We start from the raw sequence: 25,264 nt of genomic DNA on the forward strand, positions 1-25,264 counted from the left end.
GCCGACGGCGATGAACATCCCTCACGGCGACCGCATGAGCGCCTGCGGCACAACGGTCGATGGCCCATCGGCTGTGTCCGGTCACTACGGGACGCGGCGTAGAGGGGTCACTGCGGGCGCACCGAGCGGACGGTGGCGGTGGCCGGCCAGTACTCCATGGTGAAGGTGGCATCGGTGCCACACAGCGCACGCAGCTGCCGGTCGACGTCGGTTTTGAAGGTGATCGAGAGCTCGCTGCTCATTGTGGTGCCGTCGGGCAGGGCGATCGTGGCGTCGTCGAAACTGCCGCGCGTTCCGTAGTCGATGCGAATGCAGCGGGCCTCGGCTTCCGTACTGGTGCCCCGGACCAGGTCGGTTGCCAGCAGGGAGCCCGACCACACCGCCACCGCGCCGAACGCCAACGTGATCGTGCCCAAGACCGCGAAGCCGGCAATAACCGGAGTGCGGCGCCCGCCGGCCAGCGCCCGGCGGGCGCCGCACAGCCGCCGCGATCACCAGGAGGAAAATCAGGAACCAGAAGGTGCAGCCGGAGGTGAACCACAAGGGGTGCAGCAGCCCTGCTGGCCCAGTGGCCGGGGCGAGCCACAGGCTCACCATGCCCGCGAACAGCACCCCCATAACGAGGGCCACGGCGCGGCCCGCGCGCCCGGACAGCAGCGGCCCGGGTGGCGCCGGGGCCGCGGAGGCGTTGCCGCCAGTATCCGGCCGCGGGGGCTGCGGGGGCCGGATGCGCACAGCTCAGCGCCCGGCAGCGATGTCGGTGCGGTACTGGGCGCCGTCGAGGTGGATCTTGCCGATGGCCTCGTAGGCGCGGTCGCGGGCGTCGGCGACCGTGTCCCCCAGGGCGACCACGGACAGCACCCGCCCGCCGGAGGCGATCAGGTTGCCGTCGTCGTCGCGGGCGGTGCCGGCGTGCAGGACGTGGACGCCGTCCAGGGCCTCGGCGTCGGGGATCCCGGTGATCAGGCCGCCGGTGGTGACGGTGCCGGGGTAGCCGGGGGCGGCCAGGACGACGTCGACGGCGGCCCGCTCCGACCAGCGCGGGGCGGGGACCTCGGCCAGGCGGCCGGTGGCGGCGGCCAGCAGCAGCTGCGCCAACGGAGAGTCGAGGCGGGCCAGGACGGCCTGGGTCTCGGGGTCGCCGAAGCGGACGTTGAACTCGACCACGCGCAGGCCCTTGTCGGTCAGCGCCAGGCCGCAGTAGAGCAGGCCGATGAAGGCGGCGCCGCGGCGGGCCATCTCGTCCACCACCGGTTGGGCGACCTCGCGCAGCACCTGTTCGGTCAGGTCATCGGGCGCCCAGGTCAGCGGCGTGTAGGCGCCCATGCCGCCGGTGTTGGGGCCGACGTCGCCGTCGCCGAGCCGCTTGAAGTCCTGGGCGGGGGCGAGCGGGCGGACCGTGGCGCCGTCGCATAGGCAGAACAGGGAGACCTCGGGGCCGCCCAGGTAGTCCTCGACGACGACGGCCCCGCCCTCCTTGGCCAGGCAGGCGCGCCCGTGGGCGAGGGCGGCTTCGAGGTCTTGGGTGACCACGACGCCCTTGCCGGCGGCCAGGCCGTCATCCTTGACGACGTAGGGGGCGTCGTAGTTGCGCAGAGCGGTTTCCAGTTCGGACTCGGTGGTGCAGGTGACGGAGTCGGCGGTGGGCACGCCGGCCGAGGCCATAACCCGCTTGGCGAAGGACTTCGATCCTTCCAGGCGGGCGGCCTCGGCGCCGGGACCGAAGACCGGGATGCCGGCCTCGCGGACGGAGTCGGCGACCCCGGCGACCAGCGGCGCCTCCGGACCGACTACGACCAGGTCGGCGGCCATCTGGGTGGCCAGGTCCACCACCTCCTCCGGGGAGGTGGGGTCGATCTTGATGTTGGTGGCAATGTCGGCCGTGCCGGGGTTGCCGGGGGCGACGACGAGTTCGGTGGTGGCGGGGTCGGAAGCGAGGGCGCGGGCCAGGGCGTGCTCGCGCGCGCCGGACCCCAGCAGCAGGATCTTCACGCCCCCAGCCTAGCCGTCCCGTAACCATTCCGCCTCCGCTGCCACACTTCGCGGGCCCAGCCATATCAACCGACCTCGCCGGTAACTTCGACCGACCTCGGCGGAAGGAGGCGAGTCGCCCGTGGGCACCGCTGCCCATGGCGGCGCGGGCTCACCCGAGTAACCTGTGAGCGTGCGCGGTTCCCGGCCGCGGCGCAGGAAGGACCCCCATGAGCGACGGCGCATACGGCATCAGCTCCGCGAACGCCCCCACCGCAAGCGCGTCCCCCGCGCCCTCCACCCAACCACCGGACCTGGGCGACGTCGGCACCTGGGCCAGCGCCGCCGGCCACGACTGGCTGGTGCTGGCCGATCCCGACCCCGAGCAGCTGCTGCTGGCCGCCTACTTCGACTACGGCCTGGTGGACGAACCGCCCGCCCGTCTGGACGCCGCCGCCCGCCTGTGCGGGGCACTGCGCGCCGAGTTGCAGCGCCCCATCGAGGTCGGCGTCGGCGAGGTCTCGGTGCCCGAGGTCGCCCTCGAGCTGGAGCCGTCCATGCTCGGGGTGCGCATCCGCGGCCGCCGCGCCGCCGTGCTCGGCGCCTGGACGCATCTGGGAGAGCTTTTCGCCCGCCCGGACCTGCCCTCCAATGCGCCACTGCTCCCCCGTCAGGTCAACGCCTGGGACCGGGACCTGGCCACCCACGCGGGCGTGACCGCCATGAACCTGGCGGACATGCCCATCCACGGCCCCGACGGGGAGGCCGGCCGACTGCTGTCGCATGAGCTGCTCGCCCACCTGGATCCGCGCCGCGGCGAGGTCCGGCACGTGTTCATCACCAACGATCCCGCCCTGGTCGGCGTCGGCTGGACGGCCGATCCGCCCGCCGCGGCACCTCCCACCCGCCCGGCCGTCTACCTCGACCGGCGCCCGGCCCTGGTGCTGTGCCCGCCCGACGACGGCGTGGTGCTCTCCGCCACCGCCACCCCCGGAGCCGACGCCTACGTGGCCGGGTTCGTCATGCAGTCCCTGATCGCCGGCCCGCTGGACCGGCTGGGGATGCAGGCCCGCCTCGGTTACGAGTACATCCCCCTGCGGGACGCCTTCTACTGCTGCTTCGCGCTCAACACCAACGACGGCCGCCTGGGCGGTAAGGAGGTGATGGCCGTGCACGACGCCGTCGTCGCCCACCCCCGGCCCGTGCACGACACGCTCATCGAGCGGGCGCTGGAGCTTTACGGCCCCTCCGAGACGGTCGATAACGCCCTGCGGCTGCGCACCAGCGGTCGGGCCGGCAACGTGCAGCCGACCGCCGACGGCGTGCGGCGGGCCCTGGCGGAGATCCGCGCCTCGGTGCACCTGCCGCTGCGAGATGAGACCGAGCCGCTGGCGGAGCAGGCCGGCTACCTGCTCTGGAAGCACATCGACGAGCCCGAGGACGACTTCACCCTTCTCCACGACGGGCCACAACACCGGCGCGACGACGGCCACCCCGACGCTATCAAGCTCACCGCCCACCAGATTCAGGCGCACCAGTTCAAGTGGGAGCAGCGGGGACTGACCCGGCGCTGGCTGCCCGCTCGGTCCGCCGGCTTCCGGTGGGTGGACTCCACCCGGCTGGTGATGGCCTGCTACGACCCCTCCGACCAATACCTGGAGCTGATCGACGACCGGTTGCGCACCGTCAACCTGTACTGGGACGAGGTCGCCGCCCACCCCCAGCTGCGCGCCGAACTGGAACGCCGTGGCATCTGGCGCTTGCCGCGCGGTACCTTCGGACTCATTCAATGACCGCGCCCCGCCGGAACCGGTCGGGGTTGCCCGTCCCCACCGCACCCGGCCGTGGTCCACGCCCAAGCACGCAGTCAGGCAGGTGAGCCGAGATGAACGACGCCGTTGAACCCGAGCACGAGTGGGAGACCTTCGCCGGGCACGACTGGATGGTGCGCACCGCGGGCCTGGAGCCCGGGCAGGCGCTGCTGGGGGTGAGCCTGGACTACGGCGCCGTCGACGAGCCGCCCGCAGCGCTCGACACCCTGGCGCGCCTGTGCGGGGCGCTGCGCGCCGAGTTGCAGCGGCCGGTGGAGGTCGGCGTCGGCGACGTTGCCGTACCCGAGGCGAACGCTGGTTTCGATGCGGCCAGCCTCACCATCGCCGTGTGGGGGCGCCGCGAGGCCGTGCTGCGCGCCTGGGAGCACCTGGGCGACCTGTTTGCCGAGCCGGGCCTGCTGAACACCGACGCGACACCGATCAGCCGACCCGGGGTCGTCTGGGACCGGGACCTGGCCACCTACGTCGGGACCAATACCCAGACTCTCGGCAATTTGCGCATCCACGCTCCCGATGGCGAAGCCGCCTGGCAGGCCGTACGCGCTCTACTTGCGCGCCTGGATCCGCGTCGCGGTGAGGTCCGGCATGTGTTCGACACCAACGACCCCTACCTGGTCGGCGTGGGCTGGACCGCTCAGTCCGCCTACGGCACGCCCCCAGCGCGTCCGCCCGTGTACCTCGACCGCCGCCCCGCTCTGCTGCCCTGCAATGACGATCGGCGCATCCTGCTGAGTGCGACGGGGAACCCGGGCGCGAACACGCTGGTGGCCATGCGCGCCCTGGCCCACCAGTCGATCCGCGTCCTGCGTGACTTCAATGTCTTCGACAACCTCGGATTGAACATCGTGGAGCTGCGCGACGCCGCCTACTGCTGCATCTACCTGGAGGAGCGCGAGCCGACCCCCATGTTGCTGCGCCGAATCGTCGAGCAGCTGATCCACAACCCGTTGCCCATCCCGGACGCCGTCGTCGATGCCGCGCTGGACGAATTCGGGGCGAAGGAAGTGGCGGCTCTCGACCGCCACTTGCACTTGACCGGCCGCAGTGCCCAGCTGCATCCGACCTCCGCCGGGGTGCGCAGCGCCTTCGACCAGCTGCGCGCCGGCGTGCACGTGCCCCTGAACGACTCCACCCGCGCTCTGGCCGAGCGCCACGGCTACATCGTCTGGGACGTGCCCGAAGAGCCCGCCCGCATGGAGGTCGCGCTCCCCTACGACCCCGACCGCGGCATCGACATCGCCCACCCCGAAGGCCTGCGCGTCAGCGAGCACACGCTCGCCGCCCTGTGGCAGGAGCGTCGTCGCGACGACGACGGCGCCTGGCGCCTGACCGGGCACACCTCCGTGCGCTGGGCCGACATGTCTCGCCTGCAGCTGACCAGCTACGACGCCGACAGCCAGGTGCTGATGCTCGTTGACGACCGCATGCGGCACGTATTTCTGCCTTGGGACGAGGTCGCCGCACGGCCGGCACTGCGCGCCGAGATCGAGCGCTTCGGCATCTGGCGGGCGCCGCGTGCCCAGCTGGGGGATTGACCGTCTCAACCGGCAGCCCGGGCGGAGGGCACCAGGTCCACGCCCGCCTCGGCCATGGCGGTGCGGGCCGCCTCACCCTGCTCGGCGCTGACGGGCGCGGTCAGGTCGGTCAGGACGCGGACCTGGTAACCGGCGCGCACGCCGTCGAGCGCCGTGTCCTTCACGCAGTGGGACTCGGCCAGGCCAACCACGTCCAGGGCCTCGATGCCACGGGCACGCAGGACCGCGTCCAGGCCCGCGCCGGACTCGTCCACAGCCTCGAAGCCGGAGTAGGCCGCGGCGTACCGGCCCTTCTTCACACTCACATCCGGGGCCAACTCCGCCAGCGCGGGGTGCAGTTCCGCCTCGGCGCTTCCGGCGACGCCGTGCGGCGGCCAGGTGTCCACGAAGTCGGGAGTCTCGGAGAAGTGCTCGCCGGGATCAATGTGCCAGTCCTGGGTGGTGACCACCAGGTCGTAGTCGCCGCGGTGAGCGGCGGCGTAGGCGGCCACCCGCTCGGCGACCGCGTTGCCGCCCGCCACGGCCAGGGCGCCGCCCTCGCAGAAGGTGGGCTGAACGTCCACGATGATCAGGGCGCGATGCCGGTTCACAGGTGTCATGACACCAATCTATCCACCCATGTGTCATGACACAACGGGATGCAGCCTAACGGCCGGCGGCGCCACCGCCGTTGAGTTCTGTGGGCGCCCCTATGCGGCCGGCAAACTGTCCAGAATTGGCGGCCGTTCCCGCCAATTCTGGACATTTCGCCCACCGAATGCGACGGGGTCCCCGACCCAATGGGCCGGGGACCCCGAGGCGCTCAGGCGCCCACAGACATTCGCTCAGGCATCAGGCCTTGGCGGCGGCGATGCGCTCGCGGAACTTGGCGAGCTCCTCGCGGATAGCGGCCGGGACCTTGTCACCGAACTGCTCGTAGTACTCCTCGGTGGAATCCATCTCGGCGGCCCAGGCGTCGGGGTCGATGTCGTACATCTGGTTCCAGATGGACTCGTCGACATCCACGCCCTCGAGGTTGAAGTCCTCCAGCTTCGGGTACAGGCCCGTCACGCCCTCAATGGCCTCAACCTCACCGGCGGAGCGACGCACGATCCAGTCAAGCACGCGGGAGTTGTCGCCGAAACCGGGCCAGAGGAACTTGCCGTCGGCGTCCTTGCGGAACCAGTTGACCTGGTAGACCTTCGGGAAGTTCTCACCGAGCTGCTCCTGCATTTCGAGCCAGTGGCCCCAGTAGTCGGCCATGTGGTAGCCGCAGAAGGGCAGCATGGCGAAGGGGTCGTGGCGCAGGGAGCCGACCTTGGCGTCAAGGGCGGCCGCGGTGACCTCGGAGGCCACAGCGGAGCCGATGAACACGCCGTGTGCGGGGCTGTACTGCTCGGCGACCAGCGGCACGTTGGTGGCGCGGCGGCCACCGAAGAGGATGGCGTCAATGGCGACGCCCTCGGGGGCCTCCCAGTCCGGGCAGATGATCGGGCACTGCGCGGCGGGGGTGGTGAAACGCGAGTTCGGGTGAGCGGCCTTCTTACCCGCCTCGGCGTCGGCGGGGGTGTAGTCGTTGCCCTGCCAGTCGATCAGGTGGTCCGGCAGCTCGGCGTCGATGCCCTCCCACCACACGTCGCCGTCGTCGGTCAGGGCGACGTTGGTGAAGATGGTGTTGGACTTCATGGTGTCCATGGCCATCGGGTTCGTCTTGTAGGAAGTGCCCGGGGCGACGCCGAAGAAGCCGGCCTCGGGGTTGATGGCACGCAGGCGGCCATCCTCACCGGGACGCATCCAGGCGATGTCATCACCGACGGTCTCGACCTTGTAGCCGGGAATGGTCGGCTGGAGCATGGCCAGGTTGGTCTTGCCGCAGGCGCTCGGGAAGGCGGCGGCGACGTGGTGCTGCTTGCCGGACTTCTCATCGGTCAGGCGCAGGATGAGCATGTGCTCGGCCATCCATCCGTCGCGGCGAGCCATGGTGGAGGCGATGCGCAGCGCATAGCACTTCTTGCCCAGCAGGGCGTTGCCGCCATAACCGGAGCCGTAGGACCAGATCTCGTTGGTCTCGGGGAAGTGGGTGATGTACTTCTCGTCGTTACAGGGCCAGGTGGTGTCCTCCTGGCCGGGGGCCAGCGGAGCACCGACGGAGTGCACGCACGGAACCCAGGTGCGGCCCTCGTTGATCAGGTCCATGGCCTTGGCGCCCATGCGCGTCATGATGCGCATGTTGACCACCACGTAGGGCGAGTCGGTGATCTCAATACCCAGTTGGGAGATCGGGCCGCCCAGCGGGCCCATGGAGAAGGGGATCACGTACATGGTACGGCCGGCGTAGGCGCCGTCGAACTTCTCGTTGAGGATCTCCTTCATCTTGGCCGGGTCGTACCAGTTGTTGGTCGGGCCGGCGTCCTCCTCCTTCTCGGAGCAGATGTAGGTGCGGGACTCGACGCGGGCGACGTCGCTGGGAAGCGAACGCGCCAGGAAGGAGTTGGGGCGCTTTTCCGGGTTGAGGCGGACGAACATGCCCGACTCGACCATCTCGGTGGTCAGGCGATCCCACTCCTCATCGGATCCGTCGCAGAAGTAGATGTCTTCCGGCTTGCCGAGCTCGGCGAGACGGACGGCGAAGGCGATGACGTCCTCGGGGGCGTTGGCCGGCGCAGCCGCCCGGACATCCTGCTCAGACACAGTCATGTGAGTCCTTCTTTCTTTTGATTCTCATGACTCAACGGGGTCGGGTCCTATCCTTCCTCATCCGGCGCCCCAGGTCACGTCCGAAGGTCCCTCGTGCGCGTCTTGACCCCTCTCACGGGCGGTGTTTCGCGCCACACCTGCTGCCGTGTAGCGTCGGGGCGTGCCCACCGACCCGTCCGCCAACTGCGCTCACCGTGTACCCACCTACCTGCGCCGCCTCCTACCCCTCGGGGCTACGGCGCTGGCGCTTTCGGCCTGCACCGCCCACATGGATATGCATCTGGACGACGCGGGCACCTATGACGTAGATCTGGTCATGCGCGACACCACCGGCACGGTCTTCGGCGCGGACACCGACTGCCAGGAGTACGCCTCACAGTCGCTGGTCGGCCCCGGCGACGGCGTGAACGTCACCGCCTCCCGGATCGGGTCCGCCGACGACGACGAGGGGCTGGGCTGCCAGGTGCGTGTGAGCGGGGTGCCTATTCCCGACGCCGCTGGCCTGGCCGACGGCTCGGCGGAGGACCAGCTGGTGGTACGCGACGGAGATCTGTACGTGGTGCGAATCGCCGGTTACGGGACCGCTCCGGCGGATTCTCATGGCGCCGCAGAAGGTGCCGACGGCGTGCCGGACGGCGCGGGCGGGGCCCCCTCTCCAGCAGGGTCGTTGAACGAGGTTGTGGACGCCCGGGTGTCGATAACCTTCCCCGGAGCCGTGGTGGACGCCGGCGGTGGCCGCGTGTCGGGCACCACCGTCACCTGGGAGGACGCCGATCTGCTGTACGACGGCGTGACCGCCTCCGGAAGAGCCGTCGCAGGCGAGGGCGTGTCTATTTGGGACCGCTACGGCTGGTGGTTCGTGGCGGGGTTGGTCGCCGCTGGTGCCGCGGTGGGCGCGATGGCGCTGCGACGCCGACGGCGCTCGCATAACTGACTCTCGCCCATTCACATCCGGCACGCTGTTGCCAAAGAGGGACCTGTCCGTAGACTCCCACCCATGAGCATCTTCTCCTCAGTCTCCCTACGCCGCGCGGGCGCCCTCGTGGCCGGTACCGGGCTCCTACTCGGATCCGTCCTCATCGGCCCGACCGCCACCGCGGATAACGAACTCACCGGCAACTTCGACATCGTGATCCACGAAGATAATGTCGCCGACATGACTTTCGTCATCGGCATGGATGACTTCTCCCTTGATCTCGTCTGCACGGAAGGTGTATGGGAGGAAGAGGAAGCGGAGCAGGTAACCGTCTCCCGCGACGACGGCCACTGCACCGTACGCCTAATCGGCTACAGGTTCGTGGAGAACTCCGACGGCGATCTAAGCATCAGGCACGTCGACAGCGACTACATCGTCGAGGGCCGCTCAGACACCTTCAGCGAGTATGACAGCGCCTCTCTGACAGTGACCTTCCCAGGCAAGGTCACCGAAGCGGATGACGGCGCCAAGATCTCCGGCAACAAGGTCAGCTGGGACAACGTCGTCGACAATGGCTCCATCCGTGCTGTCGGCAAGGACTCCCCCGGTTCGGGCATGTTGCCGTGGATCATCATCGGTGTCGTGGTCCTGGCAGCCGCGGCAGGGGCAGTGATCGCCGTCGTCGTCAGGAACAAGAAGAAGGCCAATCCGGCGGCCGGCTACCCCGGTGCCGCCTATCAGCCCGGCCAGCCGGGATACGGGGCGCCCCAGCAGCCACAACCCGGCCAGCCCTACGTCGCACAGCCGCAACCCGGCCAGCCGGGCCAGCCCGGATACGGGGCGCCCCAGCAGCCGCAACCCGGCCAGCCCGGCCAGCAGCAGCCAGGGCAGGAGCAGCAGCCCTACGATCCCAACGGGCAGCACTGACCGAGCCGGCTTGCAGCCTGCAACCGCGCCGAGACCACCAGGCGACCCAACATTCATGAGGGGGAGTGCAGTTCCGTACACTCCCCCTCATGAACTTCTTCTCATCATCGCCTCTGCGCCGCGTCGCCGGCGCGGCAGCGGGCATCGTGCTTCTTCTCGGATCCGTGCTGCTGGGTCCGACCGCCGCTGCGGACGACACCTCCAGCGCCCAGTTCGACATCGTGCTGTACGAGAACAAAACCGCCGACATGATCCTGAACATGAGCTTCGAAGGCATAAAACCCGATCTGTATTGCTCGGATGACGTCCTTGAGGTCGACGACCTCACGAGCATCGGCGAACACGATGACGACGTCGACGTCACGCTCAGAACCGAGGGCAACAGCTGCATCCTGGAGATGACCGGCATCCCCGTCGTGGGCTCCAGCGACGGCGACTTCACCATCAAGCACCAGAACAACACCTACATCGTTGAGATCACGGGCTTATCCGACTTCAAGGACTACGACTCCTCCACCATGACCGTCACCTTCCCCGGAGATGTCATCGAAGCTGACGACAACGCCAAGGTCTCCGGCAACAAGGCCAGCTGGAAGGATATCGCCACGCTTCAGTCTCTCGAGGCAACCGGTTGGGACTCCGCCACCCAGGCCGCAGACGACTCCTCCAACGCCGCTCCCTCTGATACGGGTTCATCCGGCATCAAGCCGATCATCTGGGTTCTGCTTGGGCTTCTAGTTCTTGTGGTGATCGGTGGCATTGTTGCCTTCGTCATTTCCCGGAACGCGAGCAAGAAGTCACCGCAGGTGGCCGGCTACCCCGGTGCCGCCTACCAGCCGGGCCAGCCTCAGCCCGGTCAACCGGGTTACGGCGCCGCGCAGCCGTACCAGCCCGGTGAGCCTCAGCCGTACCAGCCGGGTCAGTACCAGCCGGGCCAGCCTCAGCCGGGCCAGTACCAGCCGGATCAACCGGGTTACGGCGCCGCGCAGCCGTACCAGCCCGGTGAGCCTCAGCCGTACCAGCCGGGTGAGCCTCAGCCGTACCAGCCGGGTCAGTACCAGCCGGGCCAGCCTCAGCCCGGTCAACCGGGTTACGGCGCCGCGCAGCCGTACCAGCCGGGTGAGCCTCAGCCACCGTACGACCAACCGCCCAGCGACCCCTACGCTCCACGCTGAGTTCGCTACGCCCGGGATGTTTGCGCATGCACGGTGACCGCTCGGTTGCTGGGAATGCGACTCCCGTCGTCGTCACTCACCGCCGTGCTCAGCCGAGCAGTCGGTGACGGGTAATGGTGGCCTCGCGGCCCGCGCCCACCCCGATGGCGGAGATGCGGCAGCCGGCGAGCTCCTCGATGCGCAGCACGTAGTCGCGGGCGGCGGCCGGCAGGTCGTCGAAGTCGCGCACGCCAGTGATGTCCTCGCTCCAGCCGGGCAGCTCCTCATAGACAGGCTTGGCGTGGTGGAAGTCGGTCTGGGTCAGCGGCATCTCGAAGGTGACTTCGCCGTCGACGTCGTAGGCGACGCATACGGGGATGGTCGCGTGCCCGGTGAGCACGTCGAGCTTGGTCATCACCAGGTCGGTGAGTCCGTTGACGCGAGCGGCGTAGCGGGTGACGACTGCGTCATGCCAGCCGCAGCGGCGCGGGCGGCCGGTGGTTACGCCGTACTCGCCGCCCTCGGCGCGCAGCCGCTCGCCCATGGCGTCGGTGAGCTCGGCGGGGAAGGGCCCCTCGCCCACCCTGGTGGTGTAGGCCTTGACCACGCCGACGACGGCGTCGATGCGGGTGGGGCCCACGCCGGTGCCGGTGCAGGCGCCGCCGGCGGTCGGGTTGGAGGAGGTGACGAAGGGGTAGGTGCCGTGGTCGATGTCGAGCATGGTGGCCTGGCCGGCCTCGAACAGGACGGTCTTGCCGGCGTCCAGGGCCTGGTTGAGTAGCAGGGAGGTGTCCACGACCATGGGGCGCACGCGCTCGGCGTAGGACAACAGCTCGTCGGCGACGGCGTCGGGGTCGATGGCGGCGCGGTTGAAGACCTTCAGCAGCAGGCTGTTCTTCTGGTCCAGGGCGGAGTGGACCTTTTGCCGCAGGATCGACTCGTCGAACAGGTCCTGTACGCGCAGGCCCACGCGGTTCATCTTGTCCGCGTAGGTGGGGCCGATGCCGCGGCCGGTGGTGCCCAGCTGGCGGGCGCCGAGGAAGCGCTCGGTGGTGCGGTCCATGACCCGGTTGTAGGAGGGGATCAGGTGGGCGTTGGCGGATATCTTCAGTGTGGAGGCGTCCTTGCCGCGGGAGGTGATCTCCTCGATCTCGGAAAACAGGACCTCCAGGTCCACCACCACGCCGTTGCCGATCACCGGGGTGACCCCGGGGGTGAGCACGCCCGCGGGCAGAAGGTGGAAGGCGAAGGACTCGCCGTCGATCACCACCGTGTGGCCGGCGTTGTTGCCGCCATTGAACTTCACCACATAGTCGACGTCCTGGCCGAGCTGGTCGGTCGCCTTGCCCTTTCCTTCGTCTCCCCATTGAGTCCCGACGACGACGACGGCTGGCATTGCTACTCCCTGACTGAGTGAGTGCCCCTTGGTGCTCCTTAGCGCCCCTTGGGACAGGCGCGGCCTGGGCGCGCCGCAGGTCAGCCTACCCCGCGTCCGTAGCCGTTTTCGGGCGAGGTCGATTGGCGGACCGGCCAGCGGGCGCGGAAACACCAGCGGGCGCGGGAACACCGGCGGGCGCGGGAACACCGGCGGGCGCGGGAACACAGAGTTGCACGCCTTAACGATAATCATTACCGTCTGCACCATGAGAACTCGTCATCCCTCCCCTGTCCGCACCCTCGCGGCCACGGCGGTACTCGCACTGTCGGTGGCTGCCTGCGGCAATACTTCCACGCCGACATCAGACGCATCCACCGACGCCGCCGACGGCGCTGGCGCGCAGACGTCCGCGTCCGCTTCAGAGAAACCCGTAGAGGTCAGCGACCTAGACCCGCGCGCCGCGATCACCTACGACGGCGGAATCCAGATCGTGGACACCTCGGACGGATCCGTCGTAGCGGACATCGAGAAGGAGGGCTTCCTGCGGCTGAACCCCGCCGGAGACGGCCGCCACGTGCTCGTCTCCTCCTCCGAGGGCTTTGAGGTCCTGGACCTGGGGATGATCGTCACGCCTCACGGGGACCACAACCATTACTACACGACCACCCCGAAACTCACCGGCGCCGTCATCGCCGCCGAGAAGCCCGGACACGTCGTCACCAATGCCGGGAAGACCGCGGTGTTCGATGACGGCACCGGCACAGTCACCATGTTTGACACCGATGCCCTGGAGGACGGCCAGCTCAGCCCGGATGAGCTCACCAGCTTCCAGACCAAAGACCCGCATCACGGCGTCGCCGTCCCCCTGACCAGTGGCAGCGTCCTGGTGACCGAGGGGACCGAGGATGAACGTCATACGGTCCATGAGCGCAAGGCCGACGGTTCCATCGGCGCCGAGTCCACCGATTGCCCCGGCGTTCACGGTGAGGCCACCGCACAGGGTGAGGATGTGGTCAGCTTCGGCTGCACCAACGGCTCAGTGGTATTCCGCGACGGGCAGTTCCACAAGGTGCCGGTGCCGGAGACGTACCAGCGCAGCGGCAACCAGTTTGGCTCCCACGGCTCCCCTTACGTGCTCACCGACTACAAGACCGTGGAGCCCGTGGACGGCGCCGAGCCGGAGCACCCCACGAAGGTCGGCATCATCAACACGACCGACGCCACCACCAAGACCGTGGAGCTGGGCTCGGCCTACTGGTTCCGCTCCTTCGGCCGCGGCGAAGCGGGCGAGGGCGTGGTACTGACCTACGACGGCAAGCTCAACATCATTGACACCTCCTCAGCCGCGGTGACCAAGCAGGTGGATGTGGTGACCCCCTGGACGGAGAACGAGAACTGGCAGGAGCCCGGGCCGAACGTGAAGACGGCCGGCGACTTCGCCTACGTCACCGATCACGCCACCAAGAAGCTGCACCTGGTGCAGATCTCCACCGGCAAGCTGCTCTCCAGCCTGGACCTGAGCGTGGTACCCAATGAGATGGCGGTGATCGACGCCGAACTCAACCACTGAGCCCACGCACCTTCCACTAGACCGGCACTGGTAGCCGCCATTTCAGAGCGCTATTAGTGCCGGTCTGGCCAGGAGAAGGGCAGCTAAAACTGTTCATCCGTGGACACCCGGGCGGCCAGACAACGTCCCCGCCCACCGCTCCGCCTGTCCCCGGCTGAACCATCACCCCGACCGGTATGATTCCAGTATGACTCAGAAGATTGCGGTAAGCCTCCCCGATGAGCAGGTCAGCTCGATCCGGCGCGCGGTTGCGCAGGGGCGGGCGGCATCGGTGTCCGGATACATCAGTGCGGCGGTCGCCCGCGCCGAACGCGAGGACCGCCTGACGGAGCTACTCGATGACTTGGACCGCGAGCTGGGCCCGGTCGACGACGCCGACCTGGCCTGGGCCGACCGCGCCCTGGGACTGGGGTGAACATGGATGGCGAGGTCGCGGGCCTGACCCTGGACACGGGGGCGCTGCTGGCGCTTGAGCGCGGCGATGCCAGAATGCGAGCCCTGCTGCGCCGGGCGGTCGAGGCCCGGATCGCGCTGGCGGTACCCGCCGGCGTCGTCGCCCAGGCGTGGCGAGGAGGACCCCGCCAAGCGCGAGTCGCCCGCCTGCTCGGCGACCCCGCGGTTCAGGTCATCCCACTGGACGATGTGACGGCGCGGGCTGTGGGGCTGCTATGCGGCCGCGGCGGACACCCCGATGTCATCGACGTTCATGTGGTGCTGCACGCCCGCGAGCATGGTCATGCGGTGGCGACCTCGGACCCGGGCGACCTGCACGCCGTCGACCCTGGGCTGCGCCTCATCGCCGTGTAGCCGCCGGCCCGGCGACGGCGGGGCCGGCCTCCCGGACATCACGGGATTCACCGCCCGTTCCGACCCCTTGCTCCTAAACTACGAGCTTTTGCACCCTGGCGTGCGGGCATACCCATCGAATCAGGACACAAAAGCTCGTACCAGAGGAAAAAGGCGTGTACCTGCATCATAGGTACGGCAGCCCGAGAGCGCCGCACCAGCGGCGGGCACAGGCGAGCATGCCGACTGCCAGCAGCCCGACGGCGGTCAGCCAAGAGACGGCCTCGGCAGCAGGCGCCTGCCCCCAGTTCCACGGCGCTGGCGCTCCCGCCGGGTGCCCGAACCAGGCAATGATGAAGAATCCCGCCAAGGGTCCGATCGCGGCCAGGGATTCGCGCAGCACGCCGGCCGCCAGCAGTGCCAGGCCGAGCCAGGCCAGGTAGGCGCGTCCGGCCTCAAGCGCTACGACAGCCGAACGGGGCAGGGACGCCGCCGCTACGAGCACTAATCCCAGCGCTCCCATGCCCGCCAAGTGCAGCCAGCGGGCCCGGGCGACGACGCCGACATCTCCGCGGTCCATGGCGGGGACCGGGGACGCCAGACTGCCGACTGCCAGCACCGCGATGAAGGCGTCGAGTACCAGCAGGTAGGGCACGGCCACGGGGTCGCCGCGGGAGACCAGCGTGAGCGTATTGGTGCCGACCGCAGCACTGATGGCTGCGAGGGTCGCCATGACCGCGCTCGCTGCGAACAGTCGGCGGGAGCGCACGTAGAGTCTCACCGGCACCGCTCCGCCGCGCTGTCACGCATGGTGTCGAGACGTTCCTGCATCCAGGCGTCCTGTGTGGCCTGATCGGACTTGGCCGCGCGCGTAATCTCTGCGCGGTCGATCTGCCTGGTGTCCCCCATGCCGGCAGGACGGGCGTCGGCGGCCTGCAAACGCAATTCGATCAGGCCTTGCAGTTCACCATAGGCCCGGTAAAAGGCCGCGGCGCCAGGATCGGCGTCCGTCGGCAGGCAGTCGACCGGCACCGCCGAGGAGACGATCAGTCCTGCCAGGTCGTTGGCGGCGAACCAGACGGAGTCGGACTCGATGGTGAAGTTGGAGGCTCCCGGCTCCAGCCCGTAGGCGCTGACATGGTCGGGGAGTTCCAGGCCGAGAGCCTCCGCCTGGGCCCCGGCACGCTCGGCAAGCGTGGTCAGCGCGGGCAGCCGGGCGGCGTCCTCGGGCCACACGCACAGCCGCAGCTGCGTATCGGTGCACACGGGATGTTCGGGAATAGCGCGCTCGACCGTCAGCGGCGGACCGGTCAGCACGAGTCCGACGCCGAGCGCGCATAGCACACAGCCCGCGGTGACTGCGGCTCGGATCCGCCGCGACCAGGGGAAGGCGGTGCGTTCACGGCGGGCTCGCAGGGCGGCGAGCAGGTTCGGCAGCGCCAGGGCGGCGGCAACCACTACTGTCGCTTCGACGACGGCAAGCGCTACTCCTGCGGGCGTCAATTCCACCCAGGCATGGCCTGAGAGGAACACTCGAGTCAGTCGGCTCTCCGGCGTGCCCACGGCCGTCCCCTGGGTGGTGATGAGTCTGAGGAAGCAGACCAGCACGGCGACCACGGGCGCAAACCAGGCCGGGCCGCCGAGTCTGCCCAACAGGACGCCGACGGCCAGGCATTCGCTGATCACGGCCAGGGCGATGATCAGGTAGGAGGGCCACAGGAAACCCGCCGGGGCGGAGGCGGATAGGTTGACCACTACGGCACACGCAGCCCCGACCGCGATCACTCCCGCGCCCGCCAGCAGATGGGCGGCCAGCAACGGCCCGGCCCAGGGATGGGCGCCGTTGCGGGACTCGCGTTCCCCGCAGCGGCGGCGTACCTCCCAGGCGGCCGCCCCGGCCAGGGCGGGGCCGAGGTAATACAGTGGGGCGGTGATGATTGCAGAAGCCTCAGGCCATATGCCCTGCCACTGGTGACGGTCGCCGAGCATCAGGGCCACCAGCGCTGCTGCGGCCAGGGGCGCCACGCGCAGCAGTATGGAACGCCGCAGTTCGATGCGGAAAACACCGCTCATGGCTGCTCCCGACTGAGCACGCTCATGTAGCCGCGCTCGAGTTGGCTGTCACCGGGAGCGTCGGGGGTCGCCCGAGCCTCCAACTGGGCGGTGGTGCCGCGGAAGCGGATGTGCCCGGCGTCGAGCACCAGAAGCTCATCGCTGAGGGCGCGCACGTCTTCAACCAGGTGGGTGGCCAACACCGTGGCGGTGTCTTGTAGTTCCTCGATCAGGGAGCGGAAGGCGATGCGCTGGGCAGGGTCCAGGCCGACGGTTGGCTCATCGAGCAACAGCAGGGCAGGCCGGCTGACGAGGGCGGCGGCCAGGTGCACACGTTGGACCATGCCGCCGGACAGGGTGCGCAGCAGTCGTTTGGCCTGCGCCGCCAGTCCCACCCGGTCGAGCGCTTCCATGCAGGCCTCCCGCCGTCCGCGTGCGGGGAGGCCCTTGATCCAGGCCGCGTACTCGACGGTGTCGAGGGCGCTGAATCCCGGGACCGACGCCGGGCGCTGGGGCATCAGCGCGAGCCGGCGGCGGGCCCGGCGAGCGATAGATGCGTCGGTGACCGTAGTGCCGCCGACCGTTACCGTCCCCGTGCTTGGCGCCAGTTCACAGGCCATGATCGACATGAGCGTGGTCTTGCCGGCGCCGTTGGGTCCGAGCAGGCCGAGCACTCGCCCCGCAGCGACTTCCAAATCGAGCGGGGCGAGTGCCTGCAGCCGACCGAAGTCTCGCGACACATGCGCCAGTACCGCAACCGTCTGAGAGTACTCGGCTGCCGAAGACATCACCCGCGGTACTCCACCCAGTTGCCGCTGTCCTGAACACGCCTCCATGCCTGTCCCGAGTCGAACGTAGTCCGCGCGCCCTTGGTGATCGAGCGCCAAGCCCCAGTGTAGTCCGGCTGGTTGGCACGTGCCACATGCACGCGGTACTGCCCCGAGTACCCGGCCGGATTGCACTTCCCGGCCCAGGCCGTATTCCACCATTGCACATAGCAACCGTGCGTACGCGCGCTGACACCAGCAAGTGCTGATGTCGTCGTCACCGCACCGACCGCAGGAATCAGCAATGCCGCAACCAGCGCCAATCGCAGAATCCTCCTGATAACTGATGCTCCAGTCACTTCATTCTCCTCTCGTACCTGGAGACCCTTCGCCTCGCAATCAAGTTTCCACCAAAGCGTCCCGCCGTCGACATCGATGAATGTCTGCAACCTCGGCAACGCGCCGATGCGTCTCCTGCGGGTGGCCCATTCTGCAGCAACGCCGCTGATGCCTGGTCGGGAGCGATCATCACGTCGGCTCGTCCTTCACCAGCCCAAGACGGTTGGCCTTGACCGCCAGTTCGGTGCGGGAGGAGCAGTTCATCATGCAGTGCCAGGGCGATCTCGGAGCGCACCCGCAGCTCCTCGTTCTCAAACTCCAAGCGCAGCCGGGCCTCCCGCTCCGCCAGTTCAGCGAGCCTGTGTTCGTACTGCCGCAGCGCCATACCGACAATCACAGCGATCGACATCAACAACGCCTGCGCTTGCAGGAACCACCCGGGGTCCTCAGCGGAAGCAGTACCGATCAGTGTGTGTGCTATGACGGCGCCCACTACGGCTGCATCCCAGCGCCGGGACAACCAGTCCACCACAACCAAATGTAACGCGATCGATGAGACTAGAACACCAGCGGACAGCAACTCATCCGCGATGCCACAAACGACTACCAGCGCTCCGGCTAGCCGCGGAAACCAGCCCAACAGCACAGAACCCGAGACCATCAGGACCGTGAACCCCACTCCGACCTGACTCGTGCCACTTTAGTGCCCTGCGGTGTTTAGGTTGTCGAGGATTTGCTGTGCGGTCTGGGTGGTCTGGGGCTGGGCGGTGATGTGGTGGCCGTTGATGGTGATGGTGACTTCTTGGAGTGGTCCCAGTTCGCGGATAAGTCGTTTGATGCTGATGCCGGTGGCGGCTTGTAGGTGGCGGGCTATCGCGAGGGATGCCATGACGATGGTGAGGTGGGCCTGGATGGCGTCGTGGGTGTGGTGGAAGACGGGTCTGGCCTTCAGGTCGTGCTTGGACATGCGCAAGGGATTGCTCCACGTGCCACAGCTCGTGATATGAGGCGATCACCTCACTGGCGGGCATGATGCCGGCGGGGATGTTGCTCACGTAGCCTTTCAGCCCGGCCAGTGTCTTGGCGCGGGCAAGAGCCTTCTCGTCGAGGACCTGGTCGCCCTTGCGGGTGGTGACGAACCGGGTGGCCTTGGGACGCCGATCCCCGGCGACGACCGCCCTGGCCCGGTTCTCCTGGGTGGTGAGGGTCTTGCTGGTGCCGGGCGAACCGGCGCGCGCTGTAGGCCCAGATCGCGCGCCACGAGCCCGGATGGGTGGCAGGGTCCCACACGGGCTCATCACGCAGACCGCTGTCGCGTTCCCTGCTGATGGAACCTTTACGTGGGGTGATGGTGTCGATGATCTGCCCGTCGGCCAGCGCGTCCCCGTGCCAGGCGAAGTGCGCCTCCAGGTCCGCCGGCGCCTTGGTCATGCGGGACCCCACAATGAACCCCAAGCCGGCCTGGTGGAGGGCTTGAAGGTTGCCGGCCGAGAGCATGCCGGCGTCCGCCACCACGACCAGGTGATCAATCCCCGACGCCTCCCCGAACTCCTCGATCATCGGCACGATCGTGCTGGTCTCGGGAGCCTGTCAAGGTTTCTGTGTAAGCGGGTTGTTGTTACAGGTAGGGGCGGATTCGTTCGGGGTAGGCGGCGGTGAGCTGGGCGAGGGCTTGTTTCCAGTTGGTGGTGACTTGTCCTTCGACCATGCGGCCCTTGGCCTTGCGTTTGCTGGCGGGTAGGTTCTTCTCCTTGTCCCGTTCTCTGGCGCGCTTGTCCTCGATGTTGCAGATGGCCAGCCACAAAAGCTTCACCGCTGCCTCATCGGAGGGGAACTGTCCCCGGTTCTTCGACACCTTGCGCAGCTGGTAGTTCAGGGACTCGATGGAGTTGGTTGTGTAGATGACCCGGCGCAGCATCGGCGGGAACGCCAGGAACGGCGTGAACCGCTCCCAGGCCCTCTCCCAGGTCGCCACCGCCTCGGGATACTTGGAGCCCCACTGGTCGGAGAAGTCGGCCAGGGCCTGTAGGGCGGCCTCCTCGTTGGGGGCGGTGTAGACGGGCTTGAGCGCTTTAGCGACCTGCTTGCGGTCCCCATAGGCCACGAACCGCATCGAGGCGCGGATCAGGTGCACCACGCAGGTCTGGACCAGGGAGTCGGGCCAGGTCGCCTCGATCGCCTCGGGCAGGCCGACAAGTCCGTCGCATTCCCCCGCGGCGCTGGCGCTCTCGTGCGGGAGGTGCCCCCACTACGATCAGCACGTCCTGGACGCCACGGTTGGCCAGCTGCGCGCACACGTGCGCCCAAAACGAAGCGCCCTCCTCGGCCTGCACCCAGATACCCAGCACGTGCTTGATAGCCGTCCATGCCCGTCCCCTACGGCGATGTGGGCTGACCGGGTGGTCACGCGGTGGTCGGCACGGACCCTGGGTGCGGATGGCACCCGTGGTAGATGACCGGGTAGAACTCCTCCAGGGGACGGTTCTGCCACTCCATGACCGCATCGCACACCGCGTCGGTGACCTTACTGATCGTCCCGGCCGACAGCACCCGCACCCAGGGTGGTCTCCAGGTGGTGGCGGATCTCCCGCACGGTCATGCCGCCCGCGTACAGGCTCACAATCATCGAGTCCAGGCCATCCATGCGCCGCTGGCCCTTACGCACCAGGCGGGGCGTAAACGAGCCGGCCCGGTCCCGGGGGACCTCGATCTCGAAGGAGCCCACCTCCGAATCGATCATCTTGGTCGTGGTGCCATTACGGGCGTTACCACGGGCAGCCTTGGCCGGCTCGCCTTTCTCGTAGCCCAGGTGGTCGGTCAGCTCCGCCTGCAGGCCCCGCTCCAGCGCCTCCTTCAACAGCGCCGGCAGCAGACCGGCAGAACCGGTGAGCTCCACCTTGCCGGACTCGACCTGCTCAAACAGATCATCCAACGCACCAGAGGCGGCTAGCTCCCGGGCCACACCACTACCAGTCGGAACGGTCCCGGAGGGGGCGGTCTTCTTCTCGTCAGTCACAGTCATGACAGTAGGTCCTCTCAATCAGGGCTTACACAGACCATTGAACACGCCCGGTCTCGGCCCTGTTGCCCTCCCAGCAGCCGACACGTAGGGGGAAGCCCGTCCGGTCCACCACCAGCCCCACAATGACCTGCGGGTCCACCCTGCGTTCCTTGGAGTACCCCACCCGCCGTAGGTCGTCCTCCTTCTCCGCCTCGAAGTACAGGGTCGTCACGTCATACAAACACAAGGACAAATCCCCGCGGCCGGTGACGTGCCGCAGGCAGGCGTCCGCAATCCGTTCCCGCCACTGGCGGCCCGCGCAGCGCGCCAGCGAGCGGAACAGTGTCCTCCTGGAGGCCGGCTGCACACCCAGCTCGGAGATCACCCGGGGTACCTGCTCCTTACTGGTGGGCTCGATCAGCCGGGCCAGCATCATCTGCCTGAAACCCTCATCCCCACCCACCGCTTCACCCAGCCCCAGGGCCTCGTAGGCCGCACACAGGACATCCCACAGCAGAGCCGAGCGCTGCCCGACGACTACCGCCTGCGTGACCTGGCCGGCGGCCTGAGGTGTCAGGCCGGCCAGGTCCAGCACACCCTGGCCGCCCCGGATCTTCTCCCGTCCCGCCTCCATCAGGACCGCCAGCTCCGCCTCACCTGTGGGCTGAGCCCAGGTGCTGCACAATCCGGCGCACCCCGTGCTCCTTGGCCACGATCTGCACCGCCGTAGCCCCCGACGCTGTACGCACCTTCCGAATAAACGGGCTCACACGCCATCACTCTACAGGCCACCGGATTAGTGCCCCACAACCACCAACCCAACCACGCCACACCAACGAAAAACCACGACCCCGACGTCATGTCACCAAAAGTGGCACGAGTCGGGAGCTTTTGCACCCTGGCGTGCGGGCACACCCATCGAATCAGGACACAAAAGCTCGTACCAGAGGAAAAAGGCGTGTACCTGCATCATAGGTACGGCAGCCCGAGAGCGCCGCACCAGCGGCGGATGCCGGCTTTCCCGCTGTTACCACTACTTCCGAGACACCGGGACGCTCAGTCGTCACGGTGGCTCATCCAGTACAGGTAGGAGTACACCCCGATGACCGCGAAGCCCAACGGGAAGAGCCAAGTGCGAAGAGTCAACCAAGATTCAAGAGACAACCCGGTGAGCGTTAGTCCCGTGATGATTCTGGCTACCAGCAGCACCCAGAAGAACTGCGCAGCCAACCGCCACGCCGTCGGCCGACGGCGATGCAAACGTCCACTGACAGCAGTCATCTGCAACCTCCTAAATAAACGCTTTCCATTCTACTTGGCGCCTCACGATTCTGTCCATGCAAACTTGGACCTGTCGGCGCCGAGCGAGTCAGGACCGATGAGCGCCGGCTGCGCTCGGATGCCTGAGTCGAGGGGTACGGTCGCCGGGCAGCGCAGTTCGCCCGCTGCGCGCGAGCCGGGACCGGGGCATGCCACCCAATGCCTGTCTCTCCCCCACTCCTCCTCACCCGTGTCCCGAGCCATTATGCTTCCGCACGGGCTTTTGCTCTCCTGTGTACGGCGGTCGACCGTAGACAGGAGAGCAAAAGCTCGGATCACATGGTTCTCCCGGCCAGAGCTGTCATTCATCCCGGTGGCGCACCCAGTACAAGTAGGAGTACACCCCGACGACCGCAAAGAAGAGCGGATATCCCCAAACGCGGGGCGTCAGCCAGGCCTCAGTCGACCTCAGGTTGTCACCGTCAATCAGGCCTAGTACCACCCTAGCCAACAGCAGTCCCCAGAAGAACTCCACCACCAACCGCCACGCCGGTGGCCTACGGCGCTGAGGCGCCTTCAAGCTCACAACTCTCCTCTGCAAGTGAAAGCCGCGGCAGCCAGCTGCACACCGATTGCCACAGGACCACCAAGTGCCTTGACCGCGGAAGCGCCGAGAATCTTCGCAACAGTCTTAGCCGTCAGTCCCCAGTTCCAAGCCTTGATACCCGTCTTAATGGCCGCAATGAGCCCCGGGGAAGCCTTGCCAGCGGGGATTCCCAGACCCTTGAGCGCCACACAGAGAGCGAACGATCCGGCCCCCTCGGTTTGTGCTCCACCGTCACGGGCCGAACTCGTCTCGCCAGCCTCGTTCAACGCCTCGGCAAGGAGGCGGAGTTCCGGAAGGTTGCTCTCAAACCCGTCTTCAATCACGGCGCCCTCATTCACAACCAGCTTCCCATCCGCACCCATGGGGATGTAGCGGGTGAAAAGAACCTCGAGATCATCGGCGAGCTCCTCCGTCTCCGCCTCGGACAAGCCCGTGGATGTGGATTCAGAAACCGATCCGCTCCGCACGACATCGGATGAAGGAGCAGCCACAGCCATTCCCCCACATCCGATCGAGAGCGACGCGGCCAACAAGAACCCTACTACGCGTCCCGCACTCTTGACCAATATGATGATTCTCCTTAGAACGAGCATTCATGCGCTCATCGACCAACCTCTGGCCGATGCGATATAAGACTACGGTTCGGCCTTACGGCGGACCATCGATGAATGTCAGCAACCTCGGCAACGCGCCGATGCGTCTCCTGCGGGTGGCCCATTCTGCAGCAACGCCGCTGATGCCTGGTCGGGAGCGATCATCACGTCGGCTCGTCCTTCACCAGCCCAAGACGATTGGCCTTGACCGCGAGTTCGGTGCGGGAGGAGCAGTTCAGGGACTGCAGAATCTCAGACAGGTATGTGCGCACAGTCGACTCTGTTCGCCCGGCCTGCGCCGCCACCTGGCGGTTGCTCAGTCCTCGCGCCACCAGGTGGAAAATCTCCGCATGGCGGGGAGACAACGCTTCAACACCACGGATGAACTCGGCGCCGGCCTCCCGCTCCGCAGCCCGCCGTCGCAAGCCCTGCGCCGCGACTTCCAGTGGCTCCGGGCCCAGAACCGTCCTGCCCGCCACCGCATCGCGCACACCGGCGATGATCTGCTCAATGTCCATGTCCTTAGTGAGGAAGCCGCGCACCCCCGCCCCCAGAGCCTCCTCCAGACGGGTTCTCTCCTCGAAGGCAGTCAGCATGACCACGACGACGTCGGGATGTCGGGACGCGATCGCCCTAGCCGCCTCCACGCCGTCCATCCGAGGCATCTCCACGTCCACCAGGGCCACATCCACACGGTGCAGATCGAGTTCACGCAATATGGCAAATCCATCCTCCACGGCGGCCACGAGTTCTATACCCGGCTCCCGGGAGAGCATGTCCGCGTAGCCCTCACGCACAAGAGCATTGTCCTCGGCCAGCAGCACGCGCAAAGGGGCACCCCGTGAGGCCGATGCAACGCCGGATGAAGCGGCCATGCCGCCAGTTGCTGGAGTCATCGGTGCTCTCCAATCTGGGAGGTATCAGGCGCCCCGTAATCGACCTGAGCACGCGAGCGCACTGGAACGGTCGCTCCCACCAGCCAACGATCACCTGCGGGTCCGTAGACCACCTTGCCACCGAAGCGCGCCGCACGCATGGCCAGACCACTGAGGCCGGTGCCTCCGCTCAGGCCGCGCCGCCGCATCGTCTCCGCGCTGTCCGACCGGGTCTGGCCAGCACCCCTCGCAGACGAAACTTCGAGCGCAACCCGCCCCTCAACCCGTTCAACCTCCACACGCACCATTGATCCATCCGGCGCATACTTGAGCGCATTGACGGCGCCCTCCCGCAGTACCAGCGCGAGGAGTCGTCGCGCCGGCAATTCAACACCGCGCAGCAGCTCCTCCCAAGGCATGGAGGCATCCACTTCGAGTCCCAGCCCTCTTGATTCCAGCATCCGGCGGCATTCCGCCACTGTCGCGGCCAGATCCACTTGCTCGTCTCGAAGCGCCGAACTCGATTGGCGCAGTCCCTCCATGATCCCCCGCAGGTGCACCATGGCCTGCTGCCCCGCCTCCACCATGGCACGCGCACGGTCCCGCTCGGAACCAGCGGGCAGATCCTGGGAGAGGTTCTGCCCGGTGACCACGACCTGCGCCAGATCTGTCGCGATTGAGTCATGCAGTGCCAGGGCGATCTCGGAGCGCACCCGCAGCTCCTCGTTCTCAAACTCCAAGCGCAACCTGGCCTCCCGCTCCGCCAGTTCAGCGAGCCTGTGTTCGTACTGCCGCAACGCCATGCCGACAATCACGGCGATCGACATCAACAACGCCTGCGCTTGTAGGAACCACCCGGGGTCTTCAGCAGAAGCAGTGCCGATCAGCGTATGTGCTACGACGGCGCCCGCTACGGCAGCATCCCAGCGTCGGGACAACCAATCCACCACTACAAGCGGCAACGCGATGGAAGCCACCCCAACGCCCGCTGACAGTATCTCATCTGCGATACTACAAACTATGAC

Annotated in this window: 21 protein-coding genes and 3 pseudogenes; 8 read left to right on the forward strand and 16 right to left on the reverse strand. The window is 67.6% G+C overall.

Going from position 1 to position 25,264, the window contains the following annotated elements:
* Positions 1–107: 107 nt before the first annotated feature.
* Complete coding sequence (locus tag CWT10_RS14910; RefSeq protein ID WP_128683556.1) at positions 108–416, reverse strand: hypothetical protein; 309 nt, start codon at positions 414–416, stop codon at positions 108–110.
* Positions 417–738: 322 nt separating this feature from the next.
* Positions 739–1,992: a phosphoribosylamine--glycine ligase gene (gene purD, locus CWT10_RS14915; protein ID WP_103062902.1), complete on the reverse strand. Its 1,254-nt coding sequence runs from the start codon at positions 1,990–1,992 to the stop codon at positions 739–741.
* Positions 1,993–2,201: 209 nt separating this feature from the next.
* Here purD and CWT10_RS14920 point away from each other — a divergent pair, with 209 nt between their 5' ends.
* A complete protein-coding gene (locus tag CWT10_RS14920; RefSeq protein ID WP_103062903.1) occupies positions 2,202–3,764 on the forward strand; it encodes a hypothetical protein in 1,563 nt (520 codons plus the stop codon).
* 92 nt (positions 3,765–3,856) lie between these two features.
* Positions 3,857–5,338 carry a hypothetical protein gene (locus CWT10_RS14925; RefSeq protein ID WP_103062904.1) on the forward strand — a complete coding sequence of 494 codons (1,482 nt, stop codon included), beginning with the start codon at positions 3,857–3,859 and terminating at the stop codon, positions 5,336–5,338.
* A 5-nt stretch (positions 5,339–5,343) separates the two neighbouring features.
* Here CWT10_RS14925 and CWT10_RS14930 read toward each other — a convergent pair whose 3' ends face one another.
* Positions 5,344–5,937 carry an isochorismatase family protein gene (locus CWT10_RS14930; RefSeq protein ID WP_103062905.1) on the reverse strand — a complete coding sequence of 198 codons (594 nt, stop codon included), beginning with the start codon at positions 5,935–5,937 and terminating at the stop codon, positions 5,344–5,346.
* A 232-nt stretch (positions 5,938–6,169) separates the two neighbouring features.
* Complete coding sequence (locus tag CWT10_RS14935; protein ID WP_103062906.1) at positions 6,170–8,014, reverse strand: phosphoenolpyruvate carboxykinase (GTP); 1,845 nt, start codon at positions 8,012–8,014, stop codon at positions 6,170–6,172.
* A gap of 160 nt (positions 8,015–8,174) precedes the next feature.
* On the opposite strand from CWT10_RS14935, the gene CWT10_RS14940 reads away from it, so the two are divergent.
* From CWT10_RS14940 to CWT10_RS14950, 3 genes are all read left to right on the forward strand, one after another.
* Positions 8,175–8,948: an LppM family (lipo)protein gene (locus CWT10_RS14940; protein WP_233188122.1), complete on the forward strand. Its 774-nt coding sequence runs from the start codon at positions 8,175–8,177 to the stop codon at positions 8,946–8,948.
* 63 nt (positions 8,949–9,011) lie between these two features.
* Entirely contained in the window at positions 9,012–9,857 is an 846-nt protein-coding gene (locus tag CWT10_RS16955; protein WP_174721973.1) for an LppM family (lipo)protein, read from the forward strand.
* 89 nt (positions 9,858–9,946) lie between these two features.
* Complete coding sequence (locus tag CWT10_RS14950) at positions 9,947–11,032, forward strand: hypothetical protein (protein WP_103062907.1); 1,086 nt, start codon at positions 9,947–9,949, stop codon at positions 11,030–11,032.
* A gap of 88 nt (positions 11,033–11,120) precedes the next feature.
* Here CWT10_RS14950 and CWT10_RS14955 read toward each other — a convergent pair whose 3' ends face one another.
* Complete coding sequence (locus tag CWT10_RS14955; RefSeq protein ID WP_103062908.1) at positions 11,121–12,407, reverse strand: adenylosuccinate synthase; 1,287 nt, start codon at positions 12,405–12,407, stop codon at positions 11,121–11,123.
* 247 nt (positions 12,408–12,654) lie between these two features.
* On the opposite strand from CWT10_RS14955, the gene CWT10_RS14965 reads away from it, so the two are divergent.
* The 3 genes from CWT10_RS14965 to CWT10_RS14975 all read left to right on the forward strand — a co-directional run bounded on the left by CWT10_RS14965 (position 12,655) and on the right by CWT10_RS14975 (position 14,766).
* On the forward strand, positions 12,655–13,959 hold the full coding sequence (locus CWT10_RS14965) for a hypothetical protein (protein ID WP_233188123.1): 1,305 nt from the start codon (positions 12,655–12,657) through the stop codon (positions 13,957–13,959).
* Between the two features lie 187 nt (positions 13,960–14,146).
* Positions 14,147–14,374, forward strand: a complete 228-nt coding sequence (locus tag CWT10_RS14970) for a toxin-antitoxin system antitoxin subunit (protein ID WP_103062909.1) — start codon at positions 14,147–14,149, stop codon at positions 14,372–14,374.
* Between the two features lie 2 nt (positions 14,375–14,376).
* Positions 14,377–14,766 (forward strand): type II toxin-antitoxin system VapC family toxin, encoded by a 390-nt coding sequence (locus CWT10_RS14975; RefSeq protein ID WP_103062910.1) that lies wholly within the window; start codon positions 14,377–14,379, stop codon positions 14,764–14,766.
* Between the two features lie 166 nt (positions 14,767–14,932).
* Here the strand turns inward: CWT10_RS14975 and CWT10_RS14980 are convergent, their stop codons facing one another.
* The 11 genes and pseudogenes from CWT10_RS14980 to CWT10_RS15030 all read right to left on the reverse strand — a co-directional run bounded on the left by CWT10_RS14980 (position 14,933) and on the right by CWT10_RS15030 (position 25,216).
* The gene (locus CWT10_RS14980; protein ID WP_128683558.1) at positions 14,933–15,526 is read right to left on the reverse strand and encodes a hypothetical protein; all 594 of its coding nucleotides are present in this window, start codon (positions 15,524–15,526) and stop codon (positions 14,933–14,935) included.
* Positions 15,523–16,818 carry a DUF7224 domain-containing protein gene (locus CWT10_RS14985; RefSeq protein ID WP_103062912.1) on the reverse strand — a complete coding sequence of 432 codons (1,296 nt, stop codon included), beginning with the start codon at positions 16,816–16,818 and terminating at the stop codon, positions 15,523–15,525. Before CWT10_RS14985 ends, CWT10_RS14980 begins: the two co-directional genes overlap by 4 nt.
* On the reverse strand, positions 16,815–17,585 hold the full coding sequence (locus CWT10_RS14990; RefSeq protein WP_103062913.1) for an ABC transporter ATP-binding protein: 771 nt from the start codon (positions 17,583–17,585) through the stop codon (positions 16,815–16,817). Before CWT10_RS14990 ends, CWT10_RS14985 begins: the two co-directional genes overlap by 4 nt.
* A 1,018-nt stretch (positions 17,586–18,603) precedes the next feature.
* Positions 18,604–19,484: pseudogene (locus tag CWT10_RS18085) on the reverse strand (IS1634 family transposase); the annotation flags it as partial.
* Positions 19,485–19,521: 37 nt separating this feature from the next.
* Positions 19,522–20,925 (reverse strand): annotated as a pseudogene (locus CWT10_RS15000) (IS256 family transposase).
* Positions 20,926–20,974: 49 nt separating this feature from the next.
* Positions 20,975–21,674 (reverse strand): annotated as a pseudogene (locus CWT10_RS16970) (IS1634 family transposase); the annotation flags it as partial.
* A gap of 286 nt (positions 21,675–21,960) precedes the next feature.
* Positions 21,961–22,185 carry a hypothetical protein gene (locus CWT10_RS15010; protein WP_103063572.1) on the reverse strand — a complete coding sequence of 75 codons (225 nt, stop codon included), beginning with the start codon at positions 22,183–22,185 and terminating at the stop codon, positions 21,961–21,963.
* Positions 22,186–22,525: 340 nt separating this feature from the next.
* On the reverse strand, positions 22,526–22,744 hold the full coding sequence (locus tag CWT10_RS15015; RefSeq protein ID WP_128683560.1) for a hypothetical protein: 219 nt from the start codon (positions 22,742–22,744) through the stop codon (positions 22,526–22,528).
* Positions 22,745–22,746: 2 nt separating this feature from the next.
* Complete coding sequence (locus CWT10_RS15020) at positions 22,747–23,364, reverse strand: hypothetical protein (protein WP_233188207.1); 618 nt, start codon at positions 23,362–23,364, stop codon at positions 22,747–22,749.
* A gap of 164 nt (positions 23,365–23,528) precedes the next feature.
* The gene (locus CWT10_RS15025) at positions 23,529–24,260 is read right to left on the reverse strand and encodes a response regulator transcription factor (protein ID WP_103063574.1); all 732 of its coding nucleotides are present in this window, start codon (positions 24,258–24,260) and stop codon (positions 23,529–23,531) included.
* Complete coding sequence (locus CWT10_RS15030; protein WP_128683562.1) at positions 24,257–25,216, reverse strand: sensor histidine kinase; 960 nt, start codon at positions 25,214–25,216, stop codon at positions 24,257–24,259. The genes CWT10_RS15025 and CWT10_RS15030 overlap by 4 nt, the downstream gene beginning before the upstream one ends.
* Positions 25,217–25,264: the final 48 nt, after the last annotated feature.

Origin of the sequence: Actinomyces qiguomingii (genome assembly GCF_004102025.1) — a bacterium.
GTDB lineage: Bacteria > Actinomycetota > Actinomycetes > Actinomycetales > Actinomycetaceae > Actinomyces > Actinomyces qiguomingii.